We start from the raw sequence: 12,931 nt of genomic DNA, 5'->3' as shown, positions 1-12,931 counted from the left end.
GCAAGGAGTACGGGATGTCCTTCGATCCGTACACGTCCCACTGGGACCCGCCCCCACCGCGGTCCCCGCAGTCCTCCCCCCACCAGGGCGTCCCCGCCCGCCCCGCTCACGACCCGTTCGCCCCGTCCCCGCCGCCGCCCTCCTCCCCCTCCCACGCCACGTACCCGTGGCAGCCGTCGCCCGCCCCGCCGGAGCCGCCGCGGCGCGCCCGGGAACGGACGGCTCTCGGCCACCACAGCGACCTGCGGATCCTGCGCACCGCCTACCGGTGGCAGCGGCGGGTGGCGACCCTCACCGCGCTCGGCTACTTCGTCCTCTTCCTCGTCCTGTCCGCGTTCGCCCCCTCGTTCATGGCGTCCACGGTCACCGACGGCCTCCCGGCCGGACTGCTGCTCGCCCTCGTCCAGGTCCCGGTCACCTGGCTGGCCATCGTCCTGTACGAGCGCACCGCCCGGCGGCGCGTCGACCCCCTCGCCGACCTCATCCGCAAGCACGCCGAACTCGACGCCCGCCGGGGGGAGACGCGATGAACACCGGATTCAGCGGAAACGCCCAGGCGATGTCCCTCGTCGGCTTCTCCGCCGTCGCCACCGTCACCCTGCTGCTGTGCGTGATGACCGGCCCCGACCGCGACGACCTCGACGAGTTCTACACCGGCTACGGCTCCCTCTCCCCGCTGCGCAACGGGCTGGCCATCGCCGGCGACTACATCTCCGCCGCGACCGTGCTGGGCACCAGCGGCATCATCGCCCTCTTCGGCTACGACGGCACGGTCCTCGCCCTGAGCACCGCCCTGTCCCTGATGCTGCTGATGTTCCTGCTGGCCGAACCCCTGCGCAACGCGGGCCGGTTCACCATGGGCGACGCACTGACCCGGCGCATGCCCGGACGCGGCATACGCATCACCGCCTGCGCGGTCACCCTCGCCGCGCTGCTGCCCCTGATGGTGGTCCAGCTCGCCGGCACCGGACAGCTGCTGGCGTTCATCCTCGGCTTCTCCGGCGAGTCGCTGCAGACCGGCTGCATCATCGGCGTGGGCGCCCTGATGATCAGCTACGCGGCCATCGGCGGTATGAAGGGCACCGCCCTCATCCAGTTCCTGAAGATGGTGATCCTGCTCGGCTCCGGCCTCGTCGTCGCCGCGCTGATCCTCAACCGCTTCGACTGGAGCCCCGGAGCCCTGTTCGCCGCCGCCGCCGACCGCAGCGGCGTGGGCGACGCCTTCCTCTCCTCCGGCCTGCAGTTCACCGGCAGCGCCCACCCCCGCCTGGACATGATCAGCTCACACCTGACGGTCGTCCTCGGCGGCGCCTGCCTCCCCCACGTCACCATGCGCATGTACACCGCCTCCAGCGCCCGGCAGGTACGCCGCTCCATGACCTGGGCCGTCTCCACCGTCGCCCTGTTCGTCCTCGTCCTCACCGTGGTCGGCTTCGGCGCCACCGCCATGATCGGACGGGAGACGATCGCCGGGATCGACCCGCAGGGCAACACCGCCTACCTGCTCGGCTCCCAGGCCGCGTTCGGCGCGGAGGTGTCCACCGCCGAGACCTTTCTCTTCACCACGGTCACCACCGCCGTCTTCCTCACCCTGCTCGCCTCCGTCGCCGGCATGATCCTCGCCTGCGCCAACTCCCTCGCCCACGACGTCTTCGCCTCCCGCGTGCGGGAGATGTCCCCCCGTCGCGAGATGGCCCTGGCCCGCCTCTCCGCCCTCGCCGTCGGCGCCCCGGCCATCCTCATCGCCACGCAGGTGCAGCACCGCAGCCTCCACCCCCTGATCACCCTGGCGTTCTGCCTCGGCGCCTCCGCCATCGCCCCCGCCCTCGTCTACAGCCTCTTCTGGCGCCGCTACACCCGCACCGGCCTGCTCGCCACCCTCATCGGCGGCACCCTCGCCGTCCTGCTGCTCATGCCGGGCACCAACCTCGTCTCCGGATCCCCCGTGTCCGCCTTCCCCGAGGCCGACTTCGCCTGGCTGCCGCTCACCACTCCCGGCATCCTCACCGTCCCCATCGGCTTCGCGTGCGGCTGGCTCGGCACCCTCGCCTCCGGCCGCGCCCGCTCCGAGGAACACCGCCGCCGGTACGAGGCGGTCGAGGGCTGGATCCTCGCCGGCGCCGCCCGCCGCAAGAACTGAACCGCCGCCGGGGGAAACGGGGCCGGGCCCGGTCGGACCACTCCGACCGGGCCCGGCCCGTCACACCTCAGGGACGCCGCCTCACAGCAGCCCGTCCCACATCTGCTCCAGCAGCACCGACCACCAGCTCTCCGGCGACCCCAGCGCGGCCGGGTCCAGCGCGGCCAGCTGCGCCTGGAAGTCGACCGTCCAGCGGCCCGCCTGCTCCTGGTTCAGCCCGAACCGCAGCCGCCACATCCGGCCCAGCAGCGCGAGGCAGCGCGCGAACTCCAGCAGCCCGGTGTTCACGAACTGCGGCGGCACGGACGTCCCGCCCGGGCCCGCCTCCACCGGCACCGCGACGATGTTCGCCGTGCCGTACTGGACGCAGAGCGCCTTGCCGAAGTCGCTGCCCATGACCAGGTACGACCCGGCGTCCGGCGCGGGCTGCACGCCCCGCTCCGCCGCCAGCTCCGCCAGCGTCGGCACCGGACGGCCCGGCTGCGCCTGGGCCCAGAAGAACGGGCCCATGTCCAGCGGCAGACCGGCCACCACCAGGGTGTGCGCCACCACCGGCGGCACCCCCTGACGGGACACCGCCGCCTGCTCGAACCGGAAGACCCCCGGGCCGAACGCCGCCGCCAGCTCCTGCGCGACGGCTTCCGGCGGCACCGGCGGCACCGGCGGCACCGCAGGAATCGGCGCCCGCACCGGCGCCGGCCGCGCCGGGCCGTCCGCCACCTGGTGCAACTCGCCCTGGTGCGCCAGCAGTTGCTGCATGCCCTGCTGCCGGCTCGCGTGGTCCGTGCCGTACGGTGCGATGCTCGTGATCCGCGCCTGCGGCCACTGCTCGCGGATCATCCGCGCACAGTACGCGCCCGGCAGCTCGCACGACTCCAGCTCGGTGTGCAGCTCCAGCACCTGGTCCGGGGGCACGTTCATGCCCCGCAGCTCGTGGAAGATCTGCCACTCCGGGTGCGGCGTGCCCGGCGCCGAACGCCGGATCAGCTGCTGCTCGGACCCGTCCTGCGCCCGGTAGCGCAGCACCGCCTGGTAGCCCGGACCGACGGTCGGCAGCCCCGTCGGCTGCGGCGGGTAGCCGTAGGCCGGCGGCTGCCCGGGCACCGGACCGCCCGGCGGCATCCCGTGGAGCGCACCCGGCGCCCCGGGCACGCCCTGCGGCGGCGTGCCGGGCACGCCCGGAGCCGGCGCGGGCGGCGGCGGGGGAGGCGGAGGCGCACCGGGGCCGGCGACCGGGGGTGCGGCCAGCACCGTCTCGGCATGGTGCACGGGCCCGGTACCACCCGGCGCGCCGGGAGCTCCGGGCGCACCCGGGGGCTGCGGGGCGCCGCCCGGCTGCTGCGGTCCCGGGCCGGCGAGCATCGTCGCCGCGTGGTGCACCCCGCCCGGCGGCGTACCGGGCGCGTTCGGCGGACCCGGGGGCGGCGGGGTCGGGGGGCCGGGCGGCCGGACACCGCCCGCCGAACCCTGCGAGGCGTCCGGAGCCCCGGACCCGTCGAGCCGCAGCGCCGAGCCCAGCTGCGTCGGCACGTACGCGCCGGAATCCCCGGCGCCCGGCCCACCGGACGAGCCGGAGGACGCGCCCGGTACGCCCGGAGGCGGCGGAGGCGGCGGCGGGGTGCTGCCGGGCCGCGCGCCCGGGGTGCCCGGAGCGCCCGGCGGAGGCGGAGTCGTCGGCCCCGTGCTCCGGCGCGGCGGCGGGGTGGCCTTGCTGGTCGCGGCGTCGGCGATGTCCCCGGCGTTCGGCGCGAGCGGCCGCTGCGGGGCCGCCGTTCCCCCGCCCTGCGACCCGTCGTACGGGGGGCCCGCCTGGGTGGGCGGCGGCGGGGGCGTGCCGCCCCGCTGCGCGTCCGTGCCCGCGGGCGCCTGGGCGCCCGGTTCCGGCACCGCCGGCGCGAGGGCGGTGGGCGGCAGCTGGCTGCCGCCGGACATCAACGCCGTCTGGGCGTCCGCCGTCGCCGACGGGCCCGGCGGCGTGTCCTCGCCGGACTCGCTCAGCGACGGCGCGAACACGGTGTCGGGCAGCGGGACGGATCGGTCCTCACCGGCGTCCGCGGTGATGTCGGTACCGGCCCACGGGGTCGCCCCGGCGGCTCCGCCCGGCACCGCGTCCCGCGGCTCCTCGCCCCCGGCGGCCGGCCAGGCGGTCGCGCCGCCGGCCGAGGCGTCGGAGACGGGGGCGGGCGCGGGCGCCGCGGTCCCGGGGGAGGACGGAGCGGGCCCGGCCGAAGGGGAGGGGGAAGGGCCGGACGCGGGGGCGGCGTCGGCGGCGGGCACCTCCGTCGCCCGGGTCGGCGCGGGCACCTCGGGCACCTCGGCACCCGGCCCTGCAGTCCCCGGCGTCCCCGGCGCTCCCGTGTCCCCGCCGCCGGTCCCGGCGGCCGGAGCCGCCCCGGACGCCGGCTCCCCGCGACGGTCCGGGATGCCCATCCGGTCCGCCGCCTCCTGCAGCCACTCCGGCGGACTCAGCAGGAACGACGTCTGGTTCAGATCCACCCGGGCGGCCGGCGCGGGCAGCGGCTCCGGCTGCTCCTCCGCACGGCCGTACTCCTCCTCGAACCGGCGGATCACCTCGCCCACCGGCAGCGCCGGCCACAACGTGGCCTCACCGCTGTCCCGGGCGATCACCAGCCGGTGCGCGCCCCCGTCCGAACGCGGACCGTCCGCACGGTCCTCCGCCCACACCACGAACCCCAGGTCGAACTCCCGCACCCGCACCTCACGGTGCTGGTACGCCGGCACATCGCCGTTGACCCACTCCTCCGCGCGCTCCTGCGCCTGCGCGAACGTCACCATCGCTACAGCTCACTCCCCGCGGAAGAAACCGGGACGACCTCCGCGAAGCCGCCGTCCACCATCAGATTCGCCACCGTCTCCAGCTCCGGCGGCGACCCCGCCAGCCGGGACAGGAACACGTCGAAGTCGTCCCCGCACGGCAGCAGCAGCCGCTCCACCCGCTCGGCCGGAGGCAGCGCCGGGTCCACGTCCCGCACGTCGTCGTACGCGCAGAACCACACCGACCCCACGCGGTCACCGCGCACCTTCACCGCCAGCAGACCGCCCTGCACGAAACCGACGCACAGATAGTCCTTCGTCAGGTGATCACGCAGACACTTGTTGACGTACACGAGGTCGTTGACCGCCGCCTCGTCCCGCACCGTGAAGAACGGCTGGTCCACCAGCAGCCCCAGCTCGGCGTCCAGCGCCGTGCCCACCGGGGCGCAGCCGCCCGCCGCCTTCAGGAACGAGCGGTACGCACCCGGCAGCCGGTACCCCAGGTCCTCCTCGACCCCCAGCACCTGCGCCTCCGACACCGCCACACCCGACTTCGGCAGCCCGAAGTGCGCCGGCCGCGTCTCCTGCAGCGGACGCGTGCCCCGCTTGGCCTGGTCCACGTGCGACGTCGCCACCCCGCCGTGGTGCCGCAGCAGCGCCTTCACCTCGACCGGCACCAGCTCCAGCCGGCGCGAGTCCACCACGTGGTGCCACGTCCAGCCGTGCGGCGTCGCCACCGCCGGGACCGTGTCCCACAGCGGGTGGCCGCTCGCCGACAGGGCGGCGTTCGCCGACACGTAGTCCGTCAGCCGCAGCTCGTCGACACCGAAACCCTCCGGCGGCTCCGCGATCCGCACCGCCGCGCGCGCGTAGGGCGAGAAGTCGGGGTAACCGCGCTCGTCCACCCGTACCCCTCTCGGGTGACGGGCCGCCCGCACCGGATCCGGGAAGTGCACGACCTGCCCGGCATAGGCCGCGTTCGGCGGCGCGGCTTGCTGCCCGAGCCGACCTGTCGTCATGGCGGTTGCCCCCTGCGGCACTCTGTACGACCCGCACCGACCACGTGTGGACCACTACGGAACGTATTCGACTCTCACGTCTGTTTCGACTGCTTACCGTCCCGCGCCCCGCCCGCGCACCCCACGCGGACGTGCGGCGCACCGCCGGAATCGCGGTGCCGACAGCCTAAGCGGTACGACGACACCGGTCACCGGCCCCAGCCCCCGACCCCTCCGCTTCCGTGACCAACCGTCACCCTCCGGTGACAGCCCGCCCAAACCCGGGCGTGTCGTTCCGCCCCAGCTTCCGCATCAGCCACGCCATTTGGCACTCTGTGACCACCGGGGGGATGCTCGGGAGGGGAAGACGATCATGAACATGGCGCAAACGGGACCGCACACCGGGCACACCGGCGACCCCCGGACCGGCGACCCCCGCATCGACTGGAGCGCCACCCACGCCACCCCCGCACCCCTCCTCCACCACCGACGCGACGGCATCCTGCCCACCGTCGCCGCCGCCCTCTCCGTCCGCGGCGCCACCCTCACCGGCACCCCCGCCCGCGCCGACACACCCCCCGCGCTGCACCCCCTCGTCCAGGACTTCCTCGACACCCTCACCAGCACCCAGCGCGACCGCTTCACCGGCCGCTGCGCGGAAACCCTCCTCATCTCCCGCCACCTCACCGCCGCCGACGCAGCCCGCAGCAAGCGCGCCGCGCGCAAGCCCATGACCAACGGCGAGGCCCGCAAAGCCCTCAAGCACGCCAAACTCACCACCCGCCGCATCCGCGAGGACGGCGACCCCCTCCACGGCGCCTTCGCCGCCCCCTGCCGCGCCTGCACCGCCCTCAGCGCCCACTTCGGGGTCCGCATAGTCGACCCCGGCACCACCCGCGACTGACCCGCCGGCCCGCCGGCGCACCGTCCACCACCCCCCGCGCGAGGCACCCGCACCACCGGGCCCACCGAACCGGCCCCGCCCCCGTCCCCGACGAACGAACGGCAGATGCACACCGACAGCGCCCCCGCCCCCCGCCCCTCGGCCTCGATCGAGCAGGGGGCACCCGCCGCCCGCTTCCCCGAACCCGTCGACGCCGCCCTGCGCACCGCGGGCTGGCAGCCGGGACGCTGGGACATCAAGCAAGCCGAGATCTGGGCCGACTCCCTGCGCGACCACACCTCACCCGCCGGGCACCGCCACCACGTCTTCCCCGCCGCCGTCGAAGCCTGGGCCGAATTCGGCGGACTCACCGTCCACCCCGCCGCACCCGGCCGGCAGGTCGCCCCCGCCACCCTCCACCTCGACCCGCTCCACGGCCTCCACCTCGCCCGCACCCTCGGCGACCTCGGCCGCGCCCTCGACACCCGGCTCAGCCCCCTCGGCGCCGAGACCGACACCGACGCACTCCTCGCCATCGACGCCGAAGGCCGCGTCTACACCCTCGACCACACCGGCGACTGGTACCTCGGCCCCGGCATCGACCACGCCCTCACCGCACTCCTCACCGGCACCCAGCCCACCCGCCTCACCACCGGCTGACCCGGCCCGGCACCCGGCACCCCCGCCGCCGGGCCACAGCACCGGACGCCGCCGACCCGACCAACCCGGGGCGGCACCCCCGTGCGGGCGACCGACAGGGACCGGGCCGGTTCGCGCTCGGCGGGCATCCCGCACTGCCGAGCCAGGGACACCGCCTTCACGCCCCCGGCGGCGACCCCCACGCCCCCACGGCACCGGAAACACCACCGGCCGCCACGCCGCAAACACCGCCGACTACGACGCCGGAATCACCGCCGACACCCGGAAACCCCCCGCGTCCGTCGGCCCCGACACGAACACCCCGCCCAACGCCGACACCCGCTCCTTCATCCCCACCAGACCGTTCCCCCCGGACGGCAACCGCGCCGACGACGCCGCCTCCGGCGGCGGCTCGTTCTCCACCTGCATCGCGATCTCCGACACCCGGTGCGCCAGACGCACATACGTCTTCGCCCCCGCCGCGTGCTTGTGCACGTTCGTCAACGCCTCCTGCACCACCCGGTACGCCGTCGACTCCACCCGGGGCTCGTACGACCGGCTCTCCCCCACCACCGACAGATCGACCACCATCCCCGCGGCAGCCGACTGCGCCACCAACTCGTCGATCTCCGACAGCCACGGCCCCTGCCCCTCGCCCGCGTCCTCCCCCGCCTGAGCCGCACGCGACGCCGCCGCGGCCGCCGCCGCACCCACCGCCACCAACGGCACCGACTCCGGCTCCGCCACCCGGCCGGACCGCAGCACGCCCAGCATCTCCCGCAACTCCGTCAGCGCCTGCCGCCCCATGTCCCCCACCAGCGCCGCGTTCTTCACCGCCTTCTCCGGATCCTTCCGCGCCACCGCCTGCAACGCCGCCGCGTGCACCACCATCAGACTCACCCGGTGCGCCACCACGTCGTGCATCTCCCGCGCGATCCGCGTCCGCTCCTCGTTCCTGGCCCACTCCGCGCGCTCCTCCGCACGCTCCGCCAGCAACTGCAGCTCCCGCTCCAGACTGTCCGCCCGCTCCCGCAGACTCTCCATCAGCCGCCGCCGCGCACCCACGTACAGACCCAGCAGCACCGGCGGCGCCGTCAGCCCCAGCGCCGTCGTGATCGACGCGAACGGCAGGAACCAGGCCCCCACGCCCACATCCCCGTGCGCCATGTCCTGCCGCACCATCACGAACGTCACGATCAGCGTCCCGACCACCGACATCCCCGCCAGCAGCCCGATCACCCGCCGCGGCAGCTCCGACGCCGCCAGCGTGTACAGACCGACCACCGCCAGCACGTACCCCATCTGCGCCGGGGTCACCGCGATCGCCACCAGCACCACGGCGATCGGCCACCTCCGGCGCACCAGCAGCACCGACCCCGCCAGCAGCCCGAACAGCACCCCCACGACCACCGGGATCCCGGTCTCCCGCGCGAACGGCACGCCCTGCAGCCCGCACTCCAGCGCGGACACCGCCGCGAGACCCACGTCCAGCGCCGCACTGCGCCGCCGCGCCCACCACCAGGGCCCACCGCGGGCCGTCACGTGCTCTTCCCCCGTCGTGGTCATGCCTCCAGCCTACGGGCGGCCGCCCCCGCTTTTCCGGGGAGTTTCCGCTCCTGGTCCACACCACACAGGGTGACCGTTCGGATGCGGTACGACCCGAATTCCCTCGAACTGCTGAATCGCTCACCGTTCGAACCCGGAAGGGATCATTCCGGCCGGACGGTGGGGATGTGACACACGCACACGGCAAATACGCCGACTTCGAAGGACTACGGGAACAGGCGGTGGCGCTGCGGAGGTCGGGGCTCAGCCGGCGCCAGATCCGCGACCGCCTCCACGTCGACAACAACGACATCCTCAACCGCCTCCTCCAGGGCGAGCCCGCCCCGGAATGGACCAAACGCCCGAACGCGAAGGACGACCTCCGCGCACGGGCCCGCGAGCTCCGCCTCCAGGGCTGGACGTACGACCGCATCCAGGTCGAGCTGGGCTGCTCGAAGAGTTCGATCTCCCTCTGGGTGCGCGACCTGCCGAGGCCGGAGCGGCGCGATCCGACCGAGCAGGCCAAACTGGCCGCCCGGAAACGCTGGGAGCACGAACTGGCGGTCCGCGACGAGCAGCGTCGACGGACGAAGGAAGCCGCGGCGCTGGAGATCGAGGCCATGTCGGACCGGGATCTCTTCATCGCCGGCGTCGCCCTCTACTGGGCCGAAGGCGCGAAGGACAAGCCGTACGACCGGCGGGAGAACGTGCTCTTCGTGAACAGCGACCCCGGAGTGATCGGGCTCTACCTCGCCTGGCTGCACCTTTTGGGGGTCGAACCCGAGCGGATCCGCTATCGCGTCATGATCCACATGACGGCCGACGTGGAAGGCGCCAAGCGGTACTGGGCCGACCTCGTGGGAGTGGAGACTGCCTGCTTCCAGAAGACCACGATCAAAAAGCACAATCCGAAGACCGTGCGCAAGAATGTGGGCGAGGCCTATCACGGCTGCCTGGTCATCCGCGTCTCGCAAGGGGCGGAACTGTACCGACGCATCGAAGGCTGGTGGGCCGGGATGCTCTCCGGGATCACGAGGCGGCCCGCCTCGGGTAAGGTCTGACGCAGCCATCCGCCATGGGGTAACTGGTAGCCCGCGAGCCTTTGAAGCTCTGTAGTGCTGGTTCGAATCCAGCTGGCGGAGCTGCTCGGTTCGGGCCCTGACCTCAAGGTCGGGGCCCGCACTCATTCCCCCCACGAACCCCCCGCTATCCTGCGGAGGTCCACCCCCACCCCACACAGCCGAAGGGCATCCCGTGAGCGCCATTCGCCCGGCAGCCGTCGTCGTTCTCGCAGCGGGTGAGGGCACCCGCATGAAGTCGGCCACTCCGAAGGTCCTGCACGACATCTGCGGCCGTTCCCTGGTGGGCCATGTCCTCGCCGCCGCCGGCGAGCTGGAACCGGAGAACCTGGTCGTCGTCGTGGGGCACGCCCGCGAGCAGGTGACCGCGCATCTCGCGGAGGTCGCCCCGGGTGTGCGCACCGCCGTGCAGGCGGAGCAGAACGGCACCGGGCACGCCGTGCGGATGGGCCTGGAGGAGCTGGGCGGTGCCGTCGACGGGACGGTGATCGTGGTGTGCGGGGACACGCCGCTGCTGACCGGCGAGACGCTGCGCGGCCTGGCGGCGACGCACGCGGCGGACGGGAACGCGGTGACGGTGCTGACGGCCGTGGTGCCGGACGCGACCGGGTACGGCCGGATCGTGCGGGACGAGGCGTCGGGTGCGGTGACGGCGATCGTGGAGCACAAGGACGCGTCGGAGGAGCAGCGGGCGGTCCGTGAGATCAATTCGGGTGTGTTCGCGTTCGACGGTGCGTTGCTGGCGCAGGCGTTGAAGCAGGTGCGGACGGACAACAGTCAGGGTGAGGAGTACCTGACGGATGTCCTGGGGATTCTGCGGTCGGCGGGTCATCGGGTGGGGGCGTCGGTGGCGGGTGATCACCGGGAGATCGCGGGGATCAACAACCGGGTGCAGTTGGCGGAGGCGCGGCGGATTCTGAACGACCGGTTGCTGACGGCGGCGATGCTGTCGGGGGTGACGGTGGTGGATCCGGCGTCGACGTGGGTGGATGTGTCGGTGACGTTCGAGCGGGACGTGGTGGTGCATCCGGGGACGCAGTTGCACGGGTCGACGCATTTGGCGGAGGGCTGCGAGGTGGGCCCGAACACGCGGTTGACGGATACGCGGGTGGGTGCGGGTGCCCGGGTGGACAACACCGTGTCGGTGGATGCCGAGGTGGGTCCGGAGGCGTCGGTGGGGCCGTTCGCGTATCTGCGGCCGGGGACGCGGTTGGGCCGTGGGGGCAAGATCGGCACGTATGTGGAGACGAAGAACGCGTCGATCGGTGAGGGGACGAAGGTTCCGCATCTGTCGTACGTGGGGGATGCGACGATCGGCGAGTTCTCGAACATCGGTGCGGCGAGTGTGTTCGTGAATTATGACGGTGAGCACAAGCACCACACGACGGTGGGGTCGCACTGCAAGACGGGTTCGGACAACATGTTTGTGGCACCTGTCACGGTCGGGGACGGCGCGTACACGGCCGCGGGCTCGGTGATCACGAAGGATGTGCCGCCCGGTTCGCTGGCCGTGGCCCGTGGTCAGCAGCGGAATATCGAGGGTTGGGTGGCGCGCAAGCGTCCGGGGAGTGCTGCCGCGAAGGCGGCGGAGGCTGCTGCCCGGGAGGCGTCCGGGGAGGGCTGACCGGATGGGCGGGGCCGGAAACAGGCGTACCGTGATAACTGCACATCCGCACCCCACCTGCTGTGATGGCCTCGTTCGCGGGGGCCGGCGGCCGGTGGTGACCGAGCTGCGACACCTCTGAGGAGAAAGTGCTGTGACCGGGATCAAGACGACCGGCGAGAAGAAGTTGATGTTCTTCTCCGGCCGCGCCCACCCCGAGCTTGCCGAGGAGGTCGCCCAGGAGTTGGGTGTCGGGGTCGTCCCGACGAAGGCCTTCGATTTCGCGAATGGCGAGATCTATGTGCGGTATCAGGAGTCGGCGCGGGGTGCCGACTGCTTCCTGATCCAGAGCCACACGGCGCCGATCAACAAGTGGATCATGGAGCAGTTGATCATGATCGACGCGTTGAAGCGTGCGTCGGCCCGGTCGATCACGGTGATCGTGCCGTTCTACGGTTATGCGCGGCAGGACAAGAAGCACCGGGGGCGTGAGCCGATCTCGGCGCGTCTGATCGCCGATCTGATGAAGACGGCGGGGGCGACGCGGGTGCTGACGGTGGATCTGCACACGGATCAGATCCAGGGTTTCTTCGACGGTCCGGTGGATCACCTGTTCGCGTTGCCGCTGCTGGCGGACTACGTGGGCGCGAAGGTGGACCGGGAGAAGCTGACGGTGGTGTCGCCGGACGCGGGCCGGGTGCGGGTGGCGGACCGGTGGTGCGACCGGCTGGGTGCGCCGCTGGCGATCGTGCACAAGCGGCGGGACAAGGACGTGGCGAATCAGGTCACGGTGCACGAGGTGGTCGGTGAGGTGCGCGGCCGGGTGTGTGTGCTGGTGGACGACATGATCGACACGGGTGGCACGATCTGTGCGGCGGCGGACGCGTTGTTCGCGCACGGTGCGGAGGACGTCATCGTGACGGCGACGCACGGTGTGCTGTCGGGTCCGGCGGCGGACCGGCTGAAGAACTCGCGGGTGAGCGAGTTCGTGTTCACGGACACGTTGCCGACGCCGGTGGAGCTGGGCAAGGACCTGGACAAGCTGACGGTGCTGTCGATCGCGCCGACGATCGCGAGTGCGGTGCGTGAGGTGTTCCGGGACGGTTCGGTGACGAGCCTGTTCGACGAGCAGTAAGGGTTCTGCAGCGGGGTCCGTCCGGGGTTCCGGGCGGGCCCCGGTGATCGTTTTGAGTACGGCCTCCCCCTCCGAGTAGACTGCGGCAGTTGCTCGGCGAGGGAGGCCGTGCCGCTTCGTGAGGAGACGGCTCG

General features: G+C 73.0%; 10 protein-coding genes and 1 tRNA gene. 8 read left to right on the top strand and 3 right to left on the bottom strand.

Annotated elements, in window-relative coordinates:
* Positions 1–14: 14 nt before the first annotated feature.
* Complete coding sequence (locus tag ACSU53_RS18510) at positions 15–530, top strand: DUF485 domain-containing protein (protein WP_437029147.1); 516 nt, start codon at positions 15–17, stop codon at positions 528–530.
* On the top strand, positions 527–2,140 hold the full coding sequence (locus tag ACSU53_RS18505) for a cation acetate symporter (RefSeq protein WP_437029145.1): 1,614 nt from the start codon (positions 527–529) through the stop codon (positions 2,138–2,140). The genes ACSU53_RS18510 and ACSU53_RS18505 overlap by 4 nt, the downstream gene beginning before the upstream one ends.
* Positions 2,141–2,221: 81 nt before the next feature.
* On the opposite strand, the gene ACSU53_RS18500 is transcribed toward ACSU53_RS18505, so the two are convergent.
* Positions 2,222–4,936: an SUKH-4 family immunity protein gene (locus tag ACSU53_RS18500; protein WP_437029143.1), complete on the bottom strand. Its 2,715-nt coding sequence runs from the start codon at positions 4,934–4,936 to the stop codon at positions 2,222–2,224.
* 2 nt (positions 4,937–4,938) lie between these two features.
* On the bottom strand, positions 4,939–5,934 hold the full coding sequence (locus ACSU53_RS18495; RefSeq protein WP_437029141.1) for an SMI1/KNR4 family protein: 996 nt from the start codon (positions 5,932–5,934) through the stop codon (positions 4,939–4,941).
* Between the two features lie 352 nt (positions 5,935–6,286).
* Here ACSU53_RS18495 and ACSU53_RS18490 point away from each other — a divergent pair, with 352 nt between their 5' ends.
* Positions 6,287–6,817 (top strand): YwqJ-related putative deaminase, encoded by a 531-nt coding sequence (locus tag ACSU53_RS18490; RefSeq protein WP_437029139.1) that lies wholly within the window; start codon positions 6,287–6,289, stop codon positions 6,815–6,817.
* Between the two features lie 105 nt (positions 6,818–6,922).
* A complete protein-coding gene (locus ACSU53_RS18485) occupies positions 6,923–7,456 on the top strand; it encodes an SUKH-3 domain-containing protein (RefSeq protein ID WP_437029137.1) in 534 nt (177 codons plus the stop codon).
* Positions 7,457–7,690: 234 nt separating this feature from the next.
* Here ACSU53_RS18485 and ACSU53_RS18480 read toward each other — a convergent pair whose 3' ends face one another.
* Positions 7,691–9,001: a sensor histidine kinase gene (locus tag ACSU53_RS18480; protein WP_437029136.1), complete on the bottom strand. Its 1,311-nt coding sequence runs from the start codon at positions 8,999–9,001 to the stop codon at positions 7,691–7,693.
* Between the two features lie 167 nt (positions 9,002–9,168).
* Here ACSU53_RS18480 and ACSU53_RS18475 point away from each other — a divergent pair, with 167 nt between their 5' ends.
* The 4 genes from ACSU53_RS18475 to ACSU53_RS18460 all read left to right on the top strand — a co-directional run bounded on the left by ACSU53_RS18475 (position 9,169) and on the right by ACSU53_RS18460 (position 12,797).
* On the top strand, positions 9,169–10,041 hold the full coding sequence (locus tag ACSU53_RS18475) for a hypothetical protein (RefSeq protein ID WP_437029134.1): 873 nt from the start codon (positions 9,169–9,171) through the stop codon (positions 10,039–10,041).
* Between the two features lie 8 nt (positions 10,042–10,049).
* Positions 10,050–10,122, top strand: a tRNA-Gln gene (locus tag ACSU53_RS18470).
* 112 nt (positions 10,123–10,234) lie between these two features.
* A complete protein-coding gene (gene glmU, locus ACSU53_RS18465) occupies positions 10,235–11,683 on the top strand; it encodes a bifunctional UDP-N-acetylglucosamine diphosphorylase/glucosamine-1-phosphate N-acetyltransferase GlmU (RefSeq protein ID WP_437029132.1) in 1,449 nt (482 codons plus the stop codon).
* A gap of 133 nt (positions 11,684–11,816) precedes the next feature.
* Positions 11,817–12,797 carry a ribose-phosphate diphosphokinase gene (locus tag ACSU53_RS18460; protein WP_362100849.1) on the top strand — a complete coding sequence of 327 codons (981 nt, stop codon included), beginning with the start codon at positions 11,817–11,819 and terminating at the stop codon, positions 12,795–12,797.
* Positions 12,798–12,931: the final 134 nt, after the last annotated feature.

This window comes from Streptomyces sp. enrichment culture (genome assembly GCF_964273255.1).
Classification (GTDB): Bacteria; Actinomycetota; Actinomycetes; order Streptomycetales; family Streptomycetaceae; genus Streptomyces.
The sequence above is the reverse complement of the archived record's forward strand: the minus strand, read 5'-3'. Positions and strand labels throughout refer to the sequence as shown.

Excerpts from the sequence above, each read along its gene's own strand:
- ACSU53_RS18510 (WP_437029147.1), top strand. The coding sequence starts at position 15 with ATGTCCTTCGATCCGTACACGTCCCACTGGGACCCGCCCCCACCGCGG.
- ACSU53_RS18505 (WP_437029145.1), top strand. The coding sequence starts at position 527 with ATGAACACCGGATTCAGCGGAAACGCCCAGGCGATGTCCCTCGTCGGC.
- ACSU53_RS18500 (WP_437029143.1), bottom strand. The coding sequence starts at position 4,936 with ATGGTGACGTTCGCGCAGGCGCAGGAGCGCGCGGAGGAGTGGGTCAAC.
- ACSU53_RS18495 (WP_437029141.1), bottom strand. The coding sequence starts at position 5,934 with ATGACGACAGGTCGGCTCGGGCAGCAAGCCGCGCCGCCGAACGCGGCC.
- ACSU53_RS18490 (WP_437029139.1), top strand. The coding sequence starts at position 6,287 with ATGAACATGGCGCAAACGGGACCGCACACCGGGCACACCGGCGACCCC.
- ACSU53_RS18485 (WP_437029137.1), top strand. The coding sequence starts at position 6,923 with ATGCACACCGACAGCGCCCCCGCCCCCCGCCCCTCGGCCTCGATCGAG.
- ACSU53_RS18480 (WP_437029136.1), bottom strand. The coding sequence starts at position 9,001 with ATGACCACGACGGGGGAAGAGCACGTGACGGCCCGCGGTGGGCCCTGG.